This is a genomic window from Streptomyces hundungensis, from assembly GCF_003627815.1.
Taxonomy (GTDB): Bacteria; Actinomycetota; Actinomycetes; order Streptomycetales; family Streptomycetaceae; genus Streptomyces; species Streptomyces hundungensis_A.
The window spans coordinates 5,826,082-5,846,500 of record NZ_CP032698.1 but is presented as its reverse complement, the minus strand read 5'-3'; the positions used below and the strand labels follow the sequence as shown (position 1 = coordinate 5,846,500).

Below are 20,419 nucleotides of genomic sequence, written 5' to 3'. Positions count from 1 at the left end.
GGTGCGGGACCCCCGGGGGTGGGTGGGCGGGGCGGGTGCGCGCCCGGCCCACGGTGGACGTCAGGTGAGGGTGAGGGTCAGTACGCCGCTGTAGGCGCCGGGCGCGGTGAACGCCGGCACGTCGAGCGAGAGCTTCGCGTCCACGGTGAACTCGCCGCCGGTGAGCGCCGCGTTCGGGGTGGAGGCGAGGGTCGCGCCCGCGGCGCCCACGCTGCCGGCCGAGCCCGCCGCGCACACGGACGGGGAACCGGCCTTGGCGGAGCACGCCGGGGTCCAGCTCAGCCGGCCCGCGTCGATGGAACCGGCGGGCCCGGTGAAGTCGGTGACCTTGCCGGTCAGGGACCAGCCCGCGGGGCCGCCGCGGAAGTCCTGGACCGTCACCGTCTTCAGATCGCCGGTGGAGGCGCCGCCCTTGCCGAAGTCGACGGCTTGGAGGTCGACGCTGTCACCGGCCTGGGACATCGCCAACGTACCCGCGTTCACCGAGGTGTTGAGCTTCTGGCTCGGCCCGGTGGGCGGCGGTCCGCTGTTGACGGTGTACGCCACCGGGCCCGCGCCGTGCGCCGGGTCCCAGGCCGCTCCCTCGTAGGCCACGATGCCGGTGGTCGCCGGATCCGTGATCTTCGGGCGGGCGGTGAAGCCGCCGGTGGCGTCCGACTTGAAGGTGATCCTGTCGGCGGTGGTGGCGGTGCCGTTCCAGCCCGCCACGGTGACGTCCGCGTTCGGGGTGAACTTGGACCCGGTCACCGTCGTACGGTCACCGGCGTTGCCCGACGCCGGGTCGGCCGCGATGGCACGCTCGTTGACATGGCCGCCGCCGTCCGTGACGCCCACCGTCTCGGAGACGGGCGCGGGCGGATTGGTGACGGTGCAGGGGGTGTCCAGCTCCATGATGTAGCTGGTGTGGATGTTGTAGTCGCCGGGCGAGAGGGTGACCGCGCCGGCCTTGGTGGCGGTGAAGCTGCCGCTCATGGAGAACGCCGGGAACGCGCCCTTGCCGGGCACGGGGTCGTTCTTCTTCGGCCCGGCCACGTCGACCGAGCCGGTCTGGGCGCCCGCGAGGGTGACCTTTCCGGTGGGGGTCATGATGTCGGCGGGCAGGGCGAGATCGACCGGGTTGCTGGCGGCGGGCCTGTTCACCGTGTAGGTGACGGTGACCTTGTCGCCGACCTTGGGCGCCGCGTTGTCGACGGTGATCGTCGCGTTCGTGGTGCCGTCGATGGGCGGGATGCCGGCGATGGCCGGCGGGATGCAGTGTGTGGCGAAGTCGACGGGCGTCGCGGCCAGGGCGCTCGCGGGCGCGGCGAGCGCGCCGGTCCCGGCGGCGAGTGCGACCGCCCCCAATACGGCGGCCAGACGCCGTCTTCGACGTTCCGACATGGGCGTGCCCCCCTTCATGAAGTGGCACAGCGCGGCTCGGCTGCGCCGACAGGGGGCCATTGACGGCTCGGCGCGAAAAGAAGTCAATGGAATCCCGGCGCAGCAACTGATGACCCATCAGATACTGTCAAGATCCCGGCATTTCGCGGCCGCGGGGCGGGGTGGCGCGCGCCGCGGGGCGGGTTCCGGGTTCGTGCGGGCACACGAAAGCCGGCGCCGCCCGGGACGGCACCGGCTCGTTCCACGTGGACGGACGGACGTCAGAAGACGAACGGGCCCGGGGACTGCGAGGTCGTGGCGTCGCAGCTCACCGCGACACCGAAGATCGTCATCTTCAGTGCGGTGCCGGCGAAGTACGAGTTGAGGCTGTCGCCGGCGGCGACCGTGCCGTTCAGCGGGCCGATCTTGACGGCGCTGCCCGCGGGCAGGGCGGGGTTGGCCTTGCCGCTGAACACCCGTGTTCCGCCGCCGCCCTTGGCGAGGGTCAGGGTCGCGCTGATCTGGTTGGCGCCGACGGCGACGGGGGTGGTGACGGCCGAGGTCAGCGTGATGGTCGCGGCCGTGCCGCTCTGGGTCGCGGTGAGCGTGGCGCCGCCACCGCCCCAGACCCCGCAGTCGTACGTGGCGGTCGCCGTGGTGGGCGTGACGGCGGCGGCACCCGGCGCGAAGGCGAGGCCCGCCACGGCCACCGCCCCCACCGCGAGTGCGGCCCGCGCGACCGGCCTGCTGGTGCTCTTGCGCAGCTTGCGCATGATTCCCCTTCCCATGACAGGGAGTTGATCGTCTGCCGCGACATCGACACACGACCGCGCGGCGGCCCCCGCGTGGCCCACGTGCACGGGTGCGCGGGCGTGCGGGCATGGCTCTGCGGGGGCCTGGGGTGCGGGGTGCTGCGCGGGGGTGGGTCCGACGCCGGTTCGGGGTTGCGGCTCTGCACCCCGTGCCGGTCCGTCACCTTGACCTGACGGTCCGTCGGGTCGACTGCCGTCCATTGATGCGCGGGCGCCTGTGGATTACAAGTACCCCCACATTGATTCTTAACGCCCCACCCCCAACCCCCCTTTCCGCGCAGTTCCCCGCACCGTTGCCCCCCTCGGCCCGCGGTCCGTGCTCACTTTTTGCGCAGTTCCCCGCACCCCTAGAAGCCTCGATCGGGTGCGGGCCGTGGTCGCTTCTCGCGCAGTTCCCCGCGCCCCCGGAAACCCGTCTTCGTCTGCGGACCGTGCGTGGCTGGTCGCGCAGTTCCCCGCGCCCCTAACTACTCGGTGCTGGCCAGCACCTCAGCCTGTCCGGCGATTGAGGACGAGCGCCCTTAAGGCGCGATACGGGGGTGCAGGGGGCGGAGCCCCCGCCGGGGTTCGAGGGGCGGAGCCCCTCAGGGGGTCTGGGGCGGAGCCCCAGGGCTCAGCCAGTTCAACCCGCCGCACGGGCGGGTGGGTGGGCAGACGCCTGGGGTCTGGGGCGGAGCCCCAGGGGCCGAACCTTCCCACCCGCCGCACGGGCGGGCGGGTGGGCGAACCCCCGGGGGGAGCTGGGGCGCAGCCCGCGGGGCTCAGGCCGTCCGGGACGTCAGGGTGCCCGCGGGGGAGGCCAGGAGGATGGCAGCCCCGGGCCCCCCAGATCCCGTACCGCCGCAACATCCGCCTCCGCGAGGACGGCCGCCTCGCTGACCACCGCCGCCGCCTCCAACGACTCCGCCCCGCTGGCCACCGCCATCGCCACCGCCGTCCGCAGCGCGGAAAGCTTCAGGGAGGGGAGCTCGACCGTCGCGGCCACGTACGTGCGGCCGGTCTCGTCGCGTACGGCCGCACCCTCGGCCACGCCGTTGCGGGCCCGGGCGCTGCGCGCCAGCGTGATGATCTTGCGGTCCTCGGGGGCGAGTTCGGTGCTCTCAGTCATGCCCTGAGCATAAGGAGTGCCGGGCCGAGACCGCTGCGGGGCTCAGCCCTTGACCGCCTGGTCCAGCTTCTTGGCGACCGTGGCCGTGATGGTCTTGAACTCCGCGCCGGCCGCGCCCCCCGGCGTCTTGCTCTTCGTGGAGAACGTGCTCAGCGCCGCGCCCTTGCGGACCACGTAGTTGTCGAAGGCCATCTTCACCTGGGTCAGGTCGAGGACGAGCTGGTAGCCGTGGGCCTCGTCGCCCGCCTTGTCCAGGGTGAGCGGCTTGAGGGTGGCGGGGTACTTCTGGCCGTCCACCTCAACGCCGAAGGAGGCACACTGCGCGAGGCTCGCGTCGAAGCCCTTGAGGTAGCCGGCGGCCTTGTCGCCGTCGAAGCCGAAGACCTGCTGGCCGCCGTCCTCGAAGTTGACGGTCTGCCGGGCCGCGGCGCCCAGCGGGGCCGGCTCGCTCTGGACGATGTCGAGGAACTTCTGGCACTCGGTCTTGTCGGCCTTGCCCATGGTGGAGCCGCCCTCGGGGTCCACCTTCCAGCCCGCCGGAACGTCCTTCGTCGTCAGCAGTGCCGCCTTCAGCTGCGCCTCGGAGACGGTGCCACCCGCGGCGCCCGGGGCGGAGGCCGAGGGTGCCGAGGACTTGGCGGTGTCCTTGTCGGCGGCCTTGTCGCTCTTGCTGTCCGAGCCTCCGCACGCGGCGGCGAACAGCAGGGACGAGGCGGCCAGGGTGACGGCGGCGGCGCGTCGGGCGGAGCGGGAAGCGGACATGGGCATGCGGGATCCCCCCAGGGATGGATGACTGTGGATCGCGCGCCTGACGGCGGGCTACCTGTGGACTTTATGTGAAAGGCGGCCCGCGCCGCCTCCCGATACCCGCCCGTGCGGCCAAGGCCACACCTGCCGCAGCCGCCGCACCTGTCTCATCCCGCCGGCACCCCGCGCCTCACTGGCCCCACATCGAAGCCCGCACCCGCCCCGCCCGTCACCCCGCGATCGGGTACATGGAGCCGCGCCGGCCCTCCGGCGACGTCAGCCACTCCAGCTTCTCGGCGGTGTCGGTGTTCGGCAGCGGGGTGTGCAGCACGATCACCAGGTCCGGGCGGGCCGGCACCCGGAGTTGGGTCGACTCGACGTGCAGGGCGCCGACCACCGGGTGCTCCATCTCCTTACGGACCTGCCCGCCGGGCATGACGTCACGCCGCTCCCACAGTTCCACGAACTCCGGGCTGAGCGCCCTCGCCTCCTCGACGACCGCCTGGAACCCCTCGTCGTCGGGCCGCTCCGAACAGGCCGCGCGGTACTGGGCGACGACCGTGCAGGCGATCTCCTCCCAACGCTTGGCGCGCGAGCGGTAGATGGGGTCGGTGAAGAACGCGACCAGGCAGTTCTGCACGATCTCCGGGCGCATCCCGAGGACCAGCGCCGCCGCGTCGTTGTACATGACCGTGTTCCAGTACGCGTCCATGATGTGCGCGGGGAACGGCATCCAGGCGTCGATGAGGCGTTGCAGCCCCTGGCACATGTCGGCGTTGGCCGGATCGACCTCGGGGGCCGGCGGGTTGAGCCCGGCCAGGACGTACAGGTGGCGGCGCTCGGCGCTGGTCAGCCGGAGCACTCGGCCCACCGAGTCCAGGACCTGCGGGGAGACCGTGATGTCACGGCCCTGTTCGAGCCACTGGTACCAGGACACCCCCACCCCGGCGAGGACCGCGACCTCTTCGCGGCGCAGCCCCGGAGTGCGGCGCCGGGCACCGCCGTCGGGCAGCCCCGCCTGCGCGGGGGTGATCCTGGCGCGCCTGCTCATCAGGAACTCGCGGAGCTCACTGCGCCGGTGCTTGTCGATGGGTGTGGCCACGAACAACTCCCCCTGTCGGCTGCCTGGTGGTGCCACCACCAGCATAAGTTCCCTCTCTCCACGGACATTCCCGAGCCGCGAGGGTGGTGGCCATGGCGATCGACACACCGACCACACTCCCCGGGCCCGACAACGCGGCCCCCTCCCCCACCGCCCCGCGGCCCCCCGCCGGCGTCCGGCTCAGCGGCCGGGCCAAGCTGGTCCTCTTCGTGCTCTGCGCCGCCCAGTTCATGGTGGCGCTCGACTTCTCCGTACTGAACGTGGCGCTGCCCGCCCTCGGCGAGGACCTGGGTCTGAGCCGGTCCGCGCTCCAGTGGGCGGTCACCGCGTTCGCGCTGCCCTCGGGCGGTTTCCTGCTCCTGTTCGGCCGCATCGCCGACCTGTTCGGCCGCAAGAAGCTGTTCCTGACCGGCCTCGCCCTGTTCGGTACGGCTTCGTTGCTCGCCACCCTCGCCTGGGACCCGGCGTCCTTCCTGACCGGGCGCGCCCTGCAAGGCCTGGGCGCGGCCGTCATCGTGCCGACCGGCATGTCCCTGCTGACCACGACGTTCCCCGAGGGCCCGCTGCGTGACAAGGCGCTCGGCATCTCCGGCACGCTGCTCTCGCTGGGCTTCACCATCGGCATGGTCCTCGGCGGCGTCATGACCGACGCCCTGGGCTGGCGCTCCACGATGGGCCTGCTCGTCGTCTTCGCGGTGGCCGTCCTGGCCCTGGCCCCCCGCCTGCTGCCCGAGTCCCGCACCCCCGAGCGGCCGCGCCTCGACGTGCCCGGCGCCGTCACCGTCACCGGCGGTCTGCTCGCGGTGATCTACGCCCTGTCGACGGCGGCCCAGCGCGGCTTCGGCGGTGCGGACGTCTGGGGCACCCTGCTCGTGGGCGTCGCCCTGCTCGTCGCGTTCGTCGTCATCGAGTCGAAGGCGTCGGCGCCGCTGATCTCGCTGCCGATGCTGAAGCGCCGCACGGTGGCCTGGGGCAACCTGGGCGGTCTGGTCACCTTCTCGATGATGTCGACGGTCGTGTTCGTGCTGACCCTCTACCTCCAGGAGACCCTCGGCCTCTCCTCGTTCGAGACCGGCCTGATCTTCGGCGTCCAGGGTCTTGCCTCGGCCGTCGCCGGTTCGTACGCCGCCAAGCTGATCGGCCGCTTCGGCGCCCGCCGTGTGCTCGCCGGATCGCTGCTCGGCCAGGGCGTCTTCGTCGCCACGCTGCTGGGACTCGGCACCCACTCGGGCGCTCTGCTCGCGACCGTCGCCGTCTCGCTGGCCAGCATGTGCCACCTCGGCGCGATCATCTCGTACGGCGTGACGGTGACCAGCGGGGTGCCCGACGAGGAGCAGGGGCTCGCGACCGGGCTCGTCACCACCACCCAGCAGGTCGGCCTGACCATCGGCATCCCGCTGCTCGGTGTCCTGGCCACCACGCGGGGCTCGCTGTTCGACGGGGTGCGTACGGTCCTGTTGATCGACGCGGTCGTCGTGGTCGCGGCGGCGGCGCTGGTGGCGGTGGGCCTCGGGCTCGGCCGCGAGAAGGCCTAGTGCCCGCGGCGGCCGCGCCTTGGGGGGCCCGGGCCGAAAGAAGGCCCGCGCCCCCGGCGGCCGGGGCCCGGGGGCCGGGTCAGGCCCGGTCGAGCCGGAGCCGCTCGGTCTTCGGCAGGCCGGCGACCACCAGGTCGTACGAGTCCTCGATGAGCTCCCGGACCATCCGGTCCGGGAGTTCGGCCACGCTCACCGTGTTCCAGTGCCGCTTGTTCATGTGCCAGCCCGGCTGAATCGCGGGGTGCTCCTCGCGCAGCCGGATGGCGTCGTCCGGGTCGCACTTGAGGTTGATGGTGAGCGGCTTCGCGTCGAGGGCGGTGAGCGCGAACATCTTGCCGAGCACCTTGAAGACGGAGGTCTCCGCGTTGAACGGGAACTCCTCGGTCGCGGCGTTGAACTCCAGGCAGAACGCCCGCAGTTGCTTCGGGGTCACCGAACCGCCTCCCTCTCCTCGTCGTCGTCCTTGGTCGGCTCCACCAGTACCGTGACGATCTTGTTGCGGCGCCCGGCGGGAGACTCGGCGGTGAGCCGCAGCCGGCGCGCGTCGGGCAGTTCCACCACGGCCGTCGCGCCGGCGATCGGCACCCGGCCGAGCGACTTGGCGAGCAGCCCGCCGACGGTCTCCACGTCCTCGTCGTCGTACTCGTCGAGGCCGAACAGCTCGCCCAGATCGCCGATGTCGAGGCGGGCGGTGACCCGGAAGCAGCCGTCCGCGAGCTCGGTGACCGGCGGCAGTTCCCGGTCGTACTCGTCGGTGATCTCGCCGACGATCTCCTCCAGGATGTCCTCGATGGTGACGATGCCGGCGGTGCCGCCGTACTCGTCGATGACGACCGCGACGTGGCTGCGCTGCTGCTGCATCTCGCGCAGCAGGTCACCGGCGTTCTTGGTGTCGGGCACGAAGGCGGCGGGACGCATGGCGGAGGAGACGAGGTCGGCCTCGGAGTCCCGGTTGATGTGCGTCTTGCGCACCAGGTCCTTCAGATAGACGATCCCTACGATGTCGTCCTCGTTCTCCCCGGTCACCGGGATACGCGAGAAGCCCGAGCGCAGGGCGAGGGTGAGCGCCTGGCGGATCGTCTTGTAGCGCTCGATGCACACCAGGTCGGTGCGCGGCACCATCACTTCGCGCACCAGGGTGTCGCCCAGCTCGAACACCGAGTGCACCATCCGGCGCTCGTCGTCCTCGATCAGGGACTCCGCCTCGGCGAGGTCGACCATGGCGCGCAGCTCCGCCTCGGACGCGAACGGCCCCTTGCGGAAGCCCTTTCCGGGGGTGAGCGCGTTGCCGAGCAGGATGAGGAGCTGCGGGATCGGCCCCATGATCCTGGCCAGCGGCAGCAGCACGTACGCGGCGGCCGTCGCGGTGTTCATGGGGTGCTGGCGGCCGATGGTGCGCGGCGAGACGCCGACGGCGACGTATGACACGAGGACCATCACGGCGATGGCGACGAGCAGCGCCGCCCAGGTCTCACCGAACTCCTCCAGGCACACATAGGTGACGAGGACCCCGGCGGCCATCTCGCAGGCGACCCTGACGAGCAGGGCCACATTGAGGTAGCGCGTCGGGTCGGAGGCGATCTGGGCGAGCTTGGCGCTGCCGCGCCGGCCGGTGCGTACCGCCTCGGCCGCGCGGAAGGAGGAGATGCGGGCGAGCCCGGCCTCGGCGCAGGCGGCGAGCCAGGCGACGACCACCAGGGCGACGGCTCCCGCGATCAGTTGCCCGGTCATGAGACGGTCGGCGCCGGGGAGGGACCGGTCAGGCCCTTCTCCGCACGCCAGCCGTCGACGATGGCCGCCTGGAGGCCGAACATCTCGGCCTTCTCGTCCGGCTCCTCGTGGTCGTAGCCGAGCAGGTGCAACACCCCGTGAACGGTGAGGAGTTGGAGCTCCTCGTCCATGGAGTGCCGCGTCTCGGCGTCGTCGCCCTGCTTCTTGGCGACCTCGGGGCACAGCACGATGTCACCGAGGAGCCCCTGCGGGGGCTCCTCGTCGTCCTTCGACGGCGGCCGCAGCTCGTCCATGGGGAAGGACATGACGTCGGTGGGTCCCGGCAGGTCCATCCACTGGATGTGGAGCTGCTCCATGGCCTCGGCGTCCACGACGATCACCGACAGCTCGGAGAGCGGGTGGATCCGCATCCGTGTGAGGGCGTAGCGGGCGATGTCGAGGATCGCCTGCTCGTCGACCTCGGTTCCGGACTCGTTGTTGACGTCGATCGACATGGTGCGCTCTGCTCTACTTCCCGTTTCGGCCGCGCCGACCGTCTTCCTGGCCCTGGCGGCTGTCGTACTGCTCGTACGCGTCGACGATACGGCCGACGAGCTTGTGCCGTACGACATCCTGCGAGGTGAGCCGGGAGAAGTGCACGTCGTCGACGCCGTCCAGGATGTCCTGGACCTGCCGCAGACCGCTCTTCGTGCCGCCCGGAAGGTCGACCTGGGTGACGTCACCGGTGATGACGATCTTCGAGTCGAAGCCGAGCCGGGTCAGGAACATCTTCATCTGCTCGGTGCTGGTGTTCTGCGCCTCGTCGAGGATGATGAACGCGTCGTTGAGCGTACGGCCCCGCATGTACGCGAGCGGGGCGACCTCGATGGTGCCGGCGGCCATCAGCCTCGGGATCGAGTCCGGGTCGAGCATGTCGTGCAGCGCGTCGTAGAGCGGGCGCAGATACGGGTCGATCTTCTCGTAGAGCGTGCCGGGCAGGAAGCCGAGGCGCTCGCCGGCCTCCACGGCCGGCCGGGTCAGGATGATCCGGGTGACCTGCTTGGACTGGAGGGCCTGGACCGCCTTGGCCATGGCGAGATAGGTCTTTCCGGTACCGGCGGGGCCGATGCCGAAGACGATCGTGTGCTTGTCGATCGCGTCGACGTACCGCTTCTGGTTGAGGGTCTTGGGGCGGATCGTGCGGCCGCGGCTGGAGAGGATGTTCTGGGTGAGCACCTCGGCCGGGGTCTCGCCGCGGCCGTTCCCGTTGGCCTGGCCGCCGTTCGTGTTGCCGCTCGCCCGGAGCATGGCGATCGAGCGTTCCACTGCGTCCTCCGTCATCGGCTGTCCGGTGCGGAGCACCAGCATCATCTCGTCGAACAGTCGCTGGATGAGTGCGACGTCCGTCGCGTCCCCCACGGCGCTGATCACATTGCCCCGTACATGGATGTCGGCCGACGGGAAGGCCTTCTCGATCACGCGCAGCAGGGAGTCGCTCGAACCCAGAATGGTCACCATGGGGTGCTTGGCCGGGATGGTGATCTGGGCGTGCGCCTGCGGGTGTGTGGGTGTCTGCGTCATGGGCCGGCCTTGTGGCCTGCACATACCTCCCGTTGCAGGGTTCTCGCTGCTCGAGAGCCTCTGGACTACCAAGCGTACGACTTACACCCCGCCGGCCCGACCCCTTTTCCCCCCCGGCCTACCCGGCCCCACCGGTCCCGGCCCCTTCCGGCCCGTCGACGGGGCCGCACTCAAGCCCGGCCCGGCCGAGCCCGACCCCCAGGGGCTCCGCCCCTCTGGCTGTCCCCCGCCTGCTGTGAGCGGCCGTCCCCCGCACCCCAGGGGCTCCGCTTCTCAGGCTGCCCCCCGCCTGCTGTGAGCGGCCGTCCCCCGCACCCCAGGGGCTCCACTCCTCAGGCTGCCCCCCACCTGCCGTGGGCAGTCGTCCCCCCACACCCCGCACCCCAGGGGCTCCGCCCCCGCTTGCTGTGGGCAGTCGTCCCGCAGGGCGGGACGGGTGGGCACAGCCCCCGGTGCCGGGCACCGCTTCGGTGCCGCCGTCATGCACCCGCCGGCCGCGTTCCCAGGGGCTCCGCCCCCGGACCCCCGCTCCTCAAACGCCGGAGGGGCTGATTTCGCGCCGGGCAGCACCGCAGGGGCTGGATTTGCGCCGGGCCCCGCCGGAGGGGGGATTTGGGCCGGGCCCGCCCGAGGGGCTGGATTTGCGCCGGGCCCCGTCAGAGGGGCTGGATTTGGGCGGGGCCCGCCGGAGGGGCTGGGTTTGGTCAGGGTTGGAGGGGGAGGTCAGGTTGGGGGGCGGAAGCCTAGGGTGGGGACGGCTCGGCGTAGGGGCCAGGCGCGGGCCGCGCCGGGGAGGAGGTCGGAGAGGAAGGCGTAGCGGCGCAGCGCCGCGGGGTCCTGGTTCTCCAGCGTCCGCACCCGCTCCCACCACCCCGCGATCTCCGCCCACCCCGGCGCCGACAGCGAGCCCCCGAACTCCTGGACCGACAGCGCCGCCGTGAGCCCCGCGAAGGCGAGCCGGTCGGGCAGGGGCCACCCCGCGAGGGTGCCCGTGACGAAGCCCGCCACGAAGACGTCCCCCGCCCCGGTGGGATCGAGGGCCTCGACCTCGATGGCCGGCACGTCCGCCGTCTCACCCGTCGCGCCGTCCACCGCGTACGCCCCCTCGGGCCCCAGCGTCACCACCGCGAGCGGCACCTTCTCGGCGAGCGCACGGGCCGCCGCCCGGGGACAGTCGGTACGGGTGTAGCGCATCGCCTCGGCCGCGTTGGGCAGAAACGCCTCGCAGTGTTCGAGCTCGGGCAGCTCGGCCAGGTCCCAGCGCCCGGTGTCGTCCCAGCCGACGTCCGCGAAGATCCGCGCGCCGGAGCGCGCCGCGTCCGCGATCCACCCCTCGCGCCGCCCCGGCACCAGCGAGGCGACGGCGGCCCGGGCACGCGGCGGGCAGTTGGGCGCGGACAGTTCGTGGGGTGCCTCGTGGCCGTGCGTGACCATCGTGCGCTCGCCCTCGTACGCCATCGAGACGGTGACCGGGGAGTGCCAGCCGGGCACGGTGCGCGACGGCGTCAGGTCGATGCCCTCGCCCTGTTCGAGCGCGTCCCAGCAGTACTCGCCGTAGTGGTCGTCGCCGAAGGCCGCGGCGAGGGAGGTGTGCAGGCCGAGGCGGGCCAGCGCGGTGGCCATGTTGGCGATGCCGCCCGGGCTCGAACCCATGCCCCGCGCCCAGGACTCGGTTCCGCGCACCGGCGCCGAGTCGAGCCCGGTGAAGATGATGTCGAGGAAGACCGTGCCGGTGAGGAAGACGTCGCAGGGCGGGTCGCGGGGGTCGCGCAGCCCGTCGAGCGGGTCGAGCCGGGCGGCCCGGCGCGGCTCGGCGCTCGGGGCGGGCCGCCACGCCGAGTCGTGGTGCGGGCGGCGGGGAGGGTGCGGCTCGTTGTGCGAGGGGTGGGGCGGCTGTTGGGGCGGCTGCCCTCCGCTGGGTGGTGTCGTCACGGCGGACTCTCCGTTCGCGTACAGATCTGGCAAGTCTGCCCGATGTACGCGCGTCGGGGCCCGCTACCAGCGTGGCAGCGCCGGAGTCGTCCAGTCGGCGTGTTCCGGGGCGCGGCGCATCGCGGCGGCGTCGTCGCGGTCGCGCAGGGTGCCGTCGTCGTCGAGCCAGCGCCGGTGCAGCCGGGCCAGTTCGACGTGGTCGAGCTGGACGCCGAGTCCGGGGGCGTCGGACACGGTCAGGCGGCCGTCGCGGAACTCGTGCCGGGCGGTGATCACGTCCTCGGTGGTCCACGGGTAGTGGCTGTCGCAGGCGTAGTCGAGGTTGGGGACGGTCGCCGCGACATGGGTCATCGCGGCGAGGCTGATCCCCAGGTGCGTATTGGAGTGCATGGACAGGCCGACCCCGAACGCCCGGCAGATCGCGGCGAGTTCACGGGTGTTGCGCAGCCCGCCCCAGTAGTGGTGGTCGGACAGGACGACCTGGACCGCGTCGGTCAGGAACGCCTCTCGGATCTCCGGGAACGTCGTCACACACATGTTGGTGGCGAGCGGCACCCGCGTCCCCCGGGACACCTCGGCCATCGCGGCCGTGCCGGGCGCCGGGTCCTCCAGGTACTCCAGTACGTCCGCGAGTTCACCGGCCACCCGCAGCGAGGTCTCGGGGGTCCAGCCCCCGTTGGGGTCGAGCCGGAGCGGGTGTCCGGGGAAAGCGGCGGCCAGGGCGCGGATCGCGGCCACCTCCTGCTCGGGCGGGAAGACACCGCCCTTGAGCTTGAAGGAGCGAAAGCCGTACGCGTCCACGAAGCGGCGGGCCTGCTCGACGATCCCGGCCGGGTCCAGGGCCGCTCCCCGCGCGTCCTTGTGGCCGGCCCCGCCCGGGTGTTCGGCCCAGCGGTAGAAGAGGTAGGCGCTGTACTCGACCTCGTCGCGGACCTTGCCGCCGAGCAGGGTGTGGATGGGCACGCCCTGGATCTTGCCGAGCGCGTCCAGACAGGCGACCTCGAAGGCGGAGACGACGGACAGGCGGAGCTTGTCGGCGGTCTGGACGCCGCGGAGCCCGCCGACGTCCACCGCGTGGTCGACCCGGGTCTCGTCGACACCGATCTCGTTCACCCTTGTGAACAGCCCGTTGAGGTCGGCTATGTCGTGGCCGATCAGCGCATCGGCGTAGGGACGGGCCAGTTCGAGGTAGGACGTGTCGCCGTACGTCTCGCCGACGCCGGCCACCCCCTCGGCCGTGACCACCTCGACGACCAGCCGGGGCGTATAGGGCTGGTGCACGCCTTGGACGTTGAGGAGGGGCGGATCGCCGACCAGGACGGGCGTGAGCCGCACCTCGGCGATCCGCTGCCCCCGCACCGCGGTCACTCGATTCATGACGCCCACCCTCCGCCGTCCATCCATAAAAATGGAGACTAGGTATGTGAACAGACGTCGTCAAGGGTGGCGGCTCTCGGCACGGGGTTCTCAACTCCCCTGCCCGCACGCGAAATTCGCGCTTTTACCCGACGAGAACCGAGCCAAACGAAACGTGACCCAGATCACTGCTTCCCAGCTTTTCGCGCACTCGGGACGCTTGATACAAATTGGGCCGCGTTCCCGTACAACACCGGGCGCATCCCCCCTCTTTGACCTCCCTGCCCCCGGGCCCTGTTCCTTGGAACGCGCATGTCCGCACGCCCTCGTGCCGCCTGGCCCCTGGTCGCCGTCTTCACCGCCGGTTACCTCGCCGCCTATCTCCTTCCCACCGTCGTCGGACGGCTCTCCTCCGGCCTCGGGCTCTCCCCCGCACAGGCCGGCCTTGTCGGCTCGACGCTCCTGTTGAGCTCTGCGACGGCGGGCTTCACCCTCGCCTCCCGAGTCGAGCGGCACGGCCCGCGCCGGCTCGCCCGCTGGGGCCTCCTCCTCGCCGTCACCGGGTACGGCGGCGCCGCCCTCACCACCCTGGTGCCCGTCGTGGTGGCGGGCGCGATCGTCGGCGGCCTCGGCTCAGGTACCGCCACGGCGGTCGCCGCGTCCGGCATCGCCGCGCAGCGCGACCCCCACCGCGCCTCCACCCTGGGGCTGCTCTCCGTCTCGGCGACGGCGGGCGCCCTCTATCTGACGATCCCTCACCTCGGCGGCGGCCATGCGACCCCGCTCGCCTCGATCGCCCTCGTCGCGGCGCTGGTGTGGCCCGCGACGCGGTGGCTTCCGGGCGGGAGCGGAGTGGGTGCGGGCCGGGTGGTGGAGGCGGTCGGGCCCCTCCAACCCCTCGGGGGCGTCGAGGGCGTGGGGTCCTCGGGCGGGCGGCTGCCCCACCGTCGCTCCGGTACGGTCCTGGCCGCGACCATGCTTTGCTGGTCCCTCGCGCAGAACGCGCTGTGGGGGGTGAGCGGGCGGATCGGGCTCACCCAGGCCGGGCTCACCGAGGTCACCGTGGGCATGGTGTTCGCGGCGGGGCTCGGAGCGGGACTGCTCGGCGTGCTCGGGGCGGGTGCGCTCGGGGCGCGGCTCGGGCGGGCGGTGCCGATCGGGGCGGGTACGGCGATCATCGCGGGCTGCGTCGTGGTCAGCGCCTCGGCGCGGGGGCTCGCGTCGTTCGCGGCCGGGGAGGTCCTGTGGAACGTCTTCTACCCGGTGGTCCTGTCGTATCTGATCGGCCTGTCCGCGTCGCTCGACCCGCGCGGACGCTGGGCGGTGCTCGCGGGCTCCGCGTCCTCGCTGGGGGTGGCGTGCGGGCCCCTCACGGGCAGTCTGCTGTCCCAGTACGCGGGGTATCGGGGGATGGGGATGGTGCTGTGTGCGCTGCTTCTGCTCATCGCTGGGCCGATGAGTGTGGTGGCGCTGGGCGGGCGCGTGCCCGCGCGCCGGGCCACCACGCCGCCGACAGTAGCCCTGGCCTCCTGACCCACCCCGGCCCGCCCGGGGCTGCCCCCGGCCCCCTGGGGCTCCGCCCCGGCCCGTTCTCCCACCCACCCGCCCGTAACGGGGGTTGGATGGCCCGGGCCTTCTGGGGCTCCGCCCCAGACCCCGTTCGCGCCTAAAGGGCGCTCGTCCTCAATCGCCGGACAGGCTGAGGTGGCCTGTGCGGCCCAGCACCGAGTAGCTAGGGGCGCGGGGAACTGCGCGAGAAGCGACCACGGTCCGCAGACCGAAGGGCTTTTAGGGGCGCGGGGAACTGCGCGACCAGCCACACACGGCGTGCAGACGAAAGCGGGTTTCAGGGGCGCGGGGAACTGCGCGAGTGGTTGGTTGTCGCCGTGCCCCGGCCGGCGGAGGGGGCCGGGGGCTCGGGAGGCGCGGAGGGGAGCCGCGCCGTTGGGCTACTCCGTGTTGAAGTCGTACGCCGACACCTCCGCCAAATACCCCGCCCGCCTCCCCTCCTCGTCCTCCAAGAACGCCGCCAGGAAGGAATTCCGCGCCAACTCCCGCAGCCGCTCCCGGTCCAGCTCCAGCGCCTCGCGCACGGCGTGGAACGTGTCGTCCACGTAGCCCCCGAAATACGCCGGGTCGTCGGAGTTGACCGTGCACAGCAGACCCGCGTCCATCATCGCCCGCAGCGGATGCTCCTCCAGCGTGTCGATCGCGCGCAGCCGTACGTTCGACAGCGGGCACAGGGTGAGCGGGATGCGGTCCCGGACCAGGCGGGCCACCAGGTCCGGGTCCTCCAGGGCGCGCAGGCCGTGGTCGACGCGCTCCACGCCCAGCACGTCGAGCGCCTCCGTGATGTACGCCGGCGGGCCCTCCTCCCCCGCGTGGGCCACCCGCCGCAGCCCGAGGGCCGCCGCCGCCTCGTACACCTCGCGGAACTTGGCCGGCGGGTGGCCGACCTCCGCCGAGTCGAGCCCCACGCCGGTGATCCGGTCCAGATACGGCCGCGCCGCCTCCAGGGTCAGCAGCGCCGACTCCGCCGACTCGTCCCGCAGGAAGCAGAGGATGAGCCGGGTCGAGATGCCGTGGCGTTCCTCGCTGGTGGACAGGGCGCGCCACAGGCCCTCCACCACCGTTCCGATGGGCACGCCCCGCGCGATGTGCGCCTGCGGGTCGAAGAAGATCTCGGCGTGGCGTACGCCCTGGGCGGCGGCCCGGGTCAGATAGGCGTCGGCCAGCGCGGCGAAGTCGTCCTCGGTGCGCAGGACCCTCATCAGCGAGTAGTACAGGTTCAGGAAGGACTGCAAGTCGTCGAAGAGGTACGCCTTGCGCAGCTCCTCGGTGTCCGCGTACGGCAGCTCGACGCCGTTGCGCGCGGCGAGCTCGAAGGCCAGCTCGGGTTCGAGGGTGCCTTCGATGTGGAGGTGGAGTTCGGCCTTGGGGAGCGGCATGGGGGGCTTCCTAGCGGTGGTGCGTCTGCGTCTTGCATTTCGGGTGCTTCGGGTGCGACAGGCATGGCGGGTACGGCAGTACGGCAGTACGGCTGGGCTCAGGCGGCGGTCGTGCGTTTGGGGACCGGGATTCGGACCAGGTCCGCGGCCACCGTCAGTTCGCCCGCGAATCCCGCGGCCCGGGCCTGTCGCTCGAACTCGTCGGGGTCGGAGTACCGCTGCGAGAAGTGGGTGAGCACGAGGTGGCGTACGCCCGCCTCCCGGGCCACCGTCGCCGCCTGACCTGCCGTCAAATGACCGTGGTCCGCGGCTAGTTGGGCGTCCCCGTCCAGGAACGTCGACTCGATGGTCAACATGTCGCAGCCCTCCGCCAGCGCGTGGACGCCGTCGCACAGGCGGGTGTCCATCACGAACGCGAACCGCTGGCCCCGCCGGACCTCGCTGACGTCGTCGAGCGTGACGCCGTTCAGCTCGCCCTGCCGCTGGAGGCGGCCCACGTCGGGGCCCTTAATGCCGTGCTCGGCGAGCAGTTCGGGCAGTATCCGCCGCCCGTCCGGCTCGACGAGACGGTAGCCGTACGACTCGACGGGGTGCGAGAGCCGGCGCGCCTGAAGGGTGTACGCCGGTGTCGTGGCCAGCACCGCGCCGTCCCCCGCGACGGGCGCCCGGCCGAGCTCGACCGTCTCGCGGTAGGCCGTGGCGTACCGCAGCCGTTCGAAGAAGTGCTCGCCGCTGAGCGGGTAGTGCGCGGTGACCGGGTGCGGGACCCGGTCGAGGTTGATCCGCTGGATCACTCCGGCCAGGCCCAGCGAGTGGTCGCCGTGGAAGTGCGTGACGCAGATCCGGTTGATGTCGTGGGCCGCGACCCCGGCCCGCAGCATCTGGCGCTGGGTGCCCTCTCCGGGGTCGAAGAGGATGCCCTCGCCGTCCCAGCGCAGCAGATAGCCGTTGTGGTTGCGGTGCCGGGTGGGGACCTGGCTGGCGGTGCCGAGCACCACCAATTCACGGACGGACACGGTGAGTTGCCTTGCTGTCGGGCGGGGTTCTTATCCGGGCGGCCACTGGAGGCCGCGGCCTCCCAGGACGTGCGCGTGGGCGTGGAAGACGGTCTGGCCGGCGCCGCTGCCCGTGTTGAACACGACCCGGTAGCCGGAGGCGCCGATGCCCTCCTGCGCTGCGACCTCTCCGGCCTCGCGCAGCACGTCCGCGGCGATGGCCGGTTCCGCGGCCGCCAGCGAGGCGCCGTCGGGGTGGTGGACCTTCGGGATGACCAGGACGTGGGTCGGCGCCTGGGGGTTGATGTCACGGAAGGCGACCGTGGTGTCGGTCTCCCGCACGACGGTCGCCGGGACATCGCCCGAGACGATTTTGCAGAACAGGCAGTCGGCCTGCGGCTCTACGGCCACGATCCGGCCCTCCTTGGTCGCGTTGATCAGGTAACCGCATGCTACTCAACGCGTACGGGGAGGGGCGGGGGTGCGGGGGGGGTGTGCGTCTCGGTCGGGGTGGGACGGCCTCTTCAGGGGGGACGCCTCACTTGCCCTGGAAGGACTGGGTGACCGTCACGGTCACCGTCACGGTGGGGTGGCCGCCGGGGGCGGGGGTGGCGCGGCCCGTCGTCGGGGCGGGCGCGGTGCAGTCGCCGAGGACGGAGGCGCGGAAGACGGTCCTGTCGGCGACCTTGGCGGTCAGGTCGCCCTTCACGCAGCGGCCCTCGACCTCCTGGGTGACCGTGCCCCTGACCGTGATCGGCTTGCCGTCCTTGGTCTCGCCGTCGCAGCTCACGTCGGCCACGTCCTTGGTGGCGCGGGCGGCCGAGGGGGTCGCGCGGGGGCCGCTGTTGAGGTGGGCGGTGCAGGTCAGCCACTTGATGTCGACGTGCTCGTGCTGGAGTGCGGCTTTCGCGGTCTGGTCGGTGGTGACGGCGACGGCGGCGGAGTTGAGACCGCCGACGGGGTCGCAGGCGGTGGCGGCGCCGAGCGCCAGCGCGGTGGCGGCGATGGCCAGGGCGGGGCGAGCCGGGCGGCGCTTGCTGTGGTGTGACCTCGTGGCCCCCATGGGGGCCAGGGTGCCACCGTGTTCGTGAACGCGGTAGACCCCTTGCGGCCATCCTGGCCACGGGTTGGGGCGTGGCCTTGCGCCGCGCCCCCCTCGCCCCGATTCGCGCCCCGGCCGCGCGCCGGTGGACACGGGGCTCCGCCCCGGACCCCGCTCCTCAAACGCCGGAGGGGCTGAATCTGCGCCCAACCCGCACGTGTTGTCAGGACCAGCGGCCCGTTCGGGACATCAGGACCGCCGACGCCACCGTCCCCGCCGTCGACGTGCGGAGCACGCTCGTTCCCAGGCGGTGGGGGCGGGCGCCCGCCTCGGCGAAGGTGGCCAGTTCCTCGGGGGAGACGCCTCCCTCGGGGCCCACGACCAGGACGATCTCCCCGTGGGCGGGCAGCTCGGCCGTGGCCAGGGCGGCCGAGGCGACCTCGGGGTCCTCGTGCAGGACCACGGCCAGGTCCGCCTCGGCCAGCAGCGCCGCGACCTGCTTGGTGGTCAGCGCCTCCCGCACCTCGGGGAAGCGGACGCGGCGCGACTGCTTGCCCGACTCGCGGGCCGTACTGCGCCATTTGGCAAGGGACTTGGCGCCGCGCTCGCCCTTCCACTGGGTGATGCAGCGCGCGGCCTGCCACGGCACGATCGCGTCCACGCCGGTCTCGGTCATCGTCTCCACGGCGACCTCGCCCCGGTCCCCCTTGGGCAGCGCCTGCACCACGGTGATCCGTACCGCGGGCTCGTCCTCGCTCGCGTACCCGGTGATCCGTACGGTCAGGCGGTCCTTGCCCTCGGCGGACAGCACCACGGCGTCCGCCCGGTTCCCGGCGCCGTCGGTCAGGGTGACCTGCTCGTCGGGGCGCAGGCGTTTGACGGAGACGGCGTGCCGGCCCTCCGCTCCGTCCAGGACGAACTCGCCGCCGACGGGCACCGTGTCGACAACGAAGACCGGGGCGGTCATGACGCACTCCTCAGGTTTCTCAGGTTCCGCAGGGTCGCGGTCAACTGGGCTGCCGCGTCGTCGAGTTCGGCGGCCAGGACCTCGACGAGCCGGGCCGCCGGGAGTTCCCGGGCGAGACGGTGGCCCTGGCCCGCCCAGAGCGCCATGCCCTGGGGGTCACCGGCCTCGGCCGCGGCCTTGCGCAGGCCAAGGGTGAGCTGGTGCACCTGGGGGTAGGCGGCGGGGGCGTAGGGGCCGTGCTCGCGCATGAAGCGGTTCACCAGGCCCCGCGCGGGGCGCCCGGAGAACGCCCGGGTCAGCTCCGTACGCACGAAGAGGGGGTCGGTCAGCGCCTGCTTGTGCACCGGGCTCGCGCCCGACTCGGGGCACGTCAGGAACGCCGTGCCCAACTGGGCCGCGTCGGCGCCCGCCGCGAGGACCGCCGCGATCTGCGCGCCGCACATGAGTCCGCCGGCCGCGACGATCGGCAGGGGGACGGCGTCCCGTACGAGGGCGATCAGCGTGAGGAGTCCCAGGCCGGCGCCGCCGCTCTGCGGGTCGTCGCGGTAGGTGCCCTGGTGGCCGCCCGCCTCGACCCCCTGCACACACACCGCGTCCGCCCCGGCCCGGTGCGCGATCGCCGCCTCCTCGGGCGTCGTGACGGTGACGATCGTGTACGTGCCGATCTTCGCGAAGGCGTCGAGCACCGTACGGTCGGGGCAGCCGAAGGTGAACGAGACCACCGGCACCGGGTCCTCGCGCAGGATGGCGAGCTTGGCCTCGTAGTTGTCGTCGCCGCCGCTGTCGGCCTCCCCCAGCGGGGTCTCGTACCAGGTGGCCTCGCCCGCGAGCTGTTGGCGGTAGACCTCGATGGCGGCGGGGTCGGTGGCCGGGTCCTGCGGCATGAACAGGTTGACGCCGAAGGGCCGGCCGGTGAGCCCGCGCACCTGCTTGATCTCCTGGTACATGCCGTCGGCGGTCTTGTAACCGGCGGCCAGGAATCCCAGGCCCCCGGCCTCGGAGACGGCCGCGGCCAGCGCCGCACCGGAGGCGCCTCCCGCCATGGGCGCCTGCACGATCGGATACCGGCAGAGATCGGTCAAAGCCATGTCCGCATCGTGCCACGGCGTTGCTCCCGCGCCGAATCGCCCGTTCCCGCCCGCGCGGATCCAGCGCCGGTCCCGCGTCGGTCCCGCATCGGCCCGGCACCGGTGCTCCGTGGCCCCGCTCCTCGAAACCGCACACA

Annotated in this window: 18 protein-coding genes and 1 pseudogene; 2 read left to right on the top strand and 17 right to left on the bottom strand. The window is 72.4% G+C overall.

Going from position 1 to position 20,419, the window contains the following annotated elements:
- Nucleotides 1–60 precede the first annotated feature (60 nt).
- The 5 genes and pseudogenes from DWB77_RS25835 to DWB77_RS25815 all read right to left on the bottom strand — a co-directional run bounded on the left by DWB77_RS25835 (nucleotide 61) and on the right by DWB77_RS25815 (nucleotide 5,077).
- Nucleotides 61–1,380, bottom strand: a complete 1,320-nt coding sequence (locus DWB77_RS25835; RefSeq protein WP_120723557.1) for a beta-xylosidase — start codon at nucleotides 1,378–1,380, stop codon at nucleotides 61–63.
- A 260-nt stretch (nucleotides 1,381–1,640) separates the two neighbouring features.
- Nucleotides 1,641–2,147 carry a hypothetical protein gene (locus tag DWB77_RS25830; protein ID WP_246033632.1) on the bottom strand — a complete coding sequence of 169 codons (507 nt, stop codon included), beginning with the start codon at nucleotides 2,145–2,147 and terminating at the stop codon, nucleotides 1,641–1,643.
- 785 nt (nucleotides 2,148–2,932) lie between these two features.
- A pseudogene (locus DWB77_RS25825) lies at nucleotides 2,933–3,279 on the bottom strand (cytidine deaminase).
- Nucleotides 3,280–3,321: 42 nt separating this feature from the next.
- Nucleotides 3,322–4,041, bottom strand: coding sequence for a hypothetical protein (locus tag DWB77_RS25820; protein ID WP_162952620.1), 720 nt, complete (start codon nucleotides 4,039–4,041; stop codon nucleotides 3,322–3,324).
- Between the two features lie 214 nt (nucleotides 4,042–4,255).
- A complete protein-coding gene (locus DWB77_RS25815; protein ID WP_246033922.1) occupies nucleotides 4,256–5,077 on the bottom strand; it encodes a helix-turn-helix transcriptional regulator in 822 nt (273 codons plus the stop codon).
- A 143-nt stretch (nucleotides 5,078–5,220) separates the two neighbouring features.
- On the opposite strand from DWB77_RS25815, the gene DWB77_RS25810 reads away from it, so the two are divergent.
- The gene (locus tag DWB77_RS25810) at nucleotides 5,221–6,663 is read left to right on the top strand and encodes an MFS transporter (protein ID WP_120723547.1); all 1,443 of its coding nucleotides are present in this window, start codon (nucleotides 5,221–5,223) and stop codon (nucleotides 6,661–6,663) included.
- Nucleotides 6,664–6,742: 79 nt separating this feature from the next.
- Here the strand turns inward: DWB77_RS25810 and DWB77_RS25805 are convergent, their stop codons facing one another.
- The 6 genes from DWB77_RS25805 to DWB77_RS25780 form a co-directional block, all read right to left on the bottom strand.
- Nucleotides 6,743–7,096 carry an MmcQ/YjbR family DNA-binding protein gene (locus DWB77_RS25805; RefSeq protein ID WP_120723545.1) on the bottom strand — a complete coding sequence of 118 codons (354 nt, stop codon included), beginning with the start codon at nucleotides 7,094–7,096 and terminating at the stop codon, nucleotides 6,743–6,745.
- Complete coding sequence (locus tag DWB77_RS25800) at nucleotides 7,093–8,394, bottom strand: hemolysin family protein (protein WP_120723543.1); 1,302 nt, start codon at nucleotides 8,392–8,394, stop codon at nucleotides 7,093–7,095. The genes DWB77_RS25805 and DWB77_RS25800 overlap by 4 nt, the downstream gene beginning before the upstream one ends.
- Nucleotides 8,391–8,888, bottom strand: a complete 498-nt coding sequence (gene ybeY, locus DWB77_RS25795; protein ID WP_120723541.1) for an rRNA maturation RNase YbeY — start codon at nucleotides 8,886–8,888, stop codon at nucleotides 8,391–8,393. The genes DWB77_RS25800 and ybeY overlap by 4 nt, the downstream gene beginning before the upstream one ends.
- A gap of 13 nt (nucleotides 8,889–8,901) precedes the next feature.
- A complete protein-coding gene (locus DWB77_RS25790; protein ID WP_120723539.1) occupies nucleotides 8,902–9,954 on the bottom strand; it encodes a PhoH family protein in 1,053 nt (350 codons plus the stop codon).
- Between the two features lie 723 nt (nucleotides 9,955–10,677).
- On the bottom strand, nucleotides 10,678–11,727 hold the full coding sequence (locus tag DWB77_RS25785) for a carbohydrate kinase family protein (RefSeq protein WP_162952764.1): 1,050 nt from the start codon (nucleotides 11,725–11,727) through the stop codon (nucleotides 10,678–10,680).
- Nucleotides 11,728–11,949: 222 nt separating this feature from the next.
- A complete protein-coding gene (locus DWB77_RS25780; RefSeq protein ID WP_120723535.1) occupies nucleotides 11,950–13,263 on the bottom strand; it encodes a glucarate dehydratase family protein in 1,314 nt (437 codons plus the stop codon).
- A gap of 291 nt (nucleotides 13,264–13,554) precedes the next feature.
- Between DWB77_RS25780 and DWB77_RS25775 the strand changes: the two genes are divergently transcribed.
- Nucleotides 13,555–14,775, top strand: coding sequence for an MFS transporter (locus DWB77_RS25775; protein ID WP_246033631.1), 1,221 nt, complete (start codon nucleotides 13,555–13,557; stop codon nucleotides 14,773–14,775).
- A gap of 416 nt (nucleotides 14,776–15,191) precedes the next feature.
- Here DWB77_RS25775 and DWB77_RS25770 read toward each other — a convergent pair whose 3' ends face one another.
- The 6 genes from DWB77_RS25770 to DWB77_RS25745 form a co-directional block, all read right to left on the bottom strand.
- A complete protein-coding gene (locus DWB77_RS25770; protein ID WP_120723533.1) occupies nucleotides 15,192–16,190 on the bottom strand; it encodes an adenosine deaminase in 999 nt (332 codons plus the stop codon).
- A 98-nt stretch (nucleotides 16,191–16,288) separates the two neighbouring features.
- On the bottom strand, nucleotides 16,289–17,206 hold the full coding sequence (locus DWB77_RS25765) for a ribonuclease Z (protein ID WP_120723532.1): 918 nt from the start codon (nucleotides 17,204–17,206) through the stop codon (nucleotides 16,289–16,291).
- Between the two features lie 30 nt (nucleotides 17,207–17,236).
- On the bottom strand, nucleotides 17,237–17,596 hold the full coding sequence (locus DWB77_RS25760) for a histidine triad nucleotide-binding protein (protein WP_120723530.1): 360 nt from the start codon (nucleotides 17,594–17,596) through the stop codon (nucleotides 17,237–17,239).
- Nucleotides 17,597–17,723: 127 nt separating this feature from the next.
- Nucleotides 17,724–18,248 carry a hypothetical protein gene (locus DWB77_RS25755; RefSeq protein ID WP_246033630.1) on the bottom strand — a complete coding sequence of 175 codons (525 nt, stop codon included), beginning with the start codon at nucleotides 18,246–18,248 and terminating at the stop codon, nucleotides 17,724–17,726.
- Nucleotides 18,249–18,450: 202 nt separating this feature from the next.
- Nucleotides 18,451–19,194, bottom strand: coding sequence for a 16S rRNA (uracil(1498)-N(3))-methyltransferase (locus DWB77_RS25750; RefSeq protein WP_120723528.1), 744 nt, complete (start codon nucleotides 19,192–19,194; stop codon nucleotides 18,451–18,453).
- Nucleotides 19,191–20,282, bottom strand: coding sequence for a nitronate monooxygenase (locus DWB77_RS25745; RefSeq protein WP_120723527.1), 1,092 nt, complete (start codon nucleotides 20,280–20,282; stop codon nucleotides 19,191–19,193). The genes DWB77_RS25750 and DWB77_RS25745 overlap by 4 nt, the downstream gene beginning before the upstream one ends.
- Between the last annotated feature and the right edge of the window lie 137 nt (nucleotides 20,283–20,419).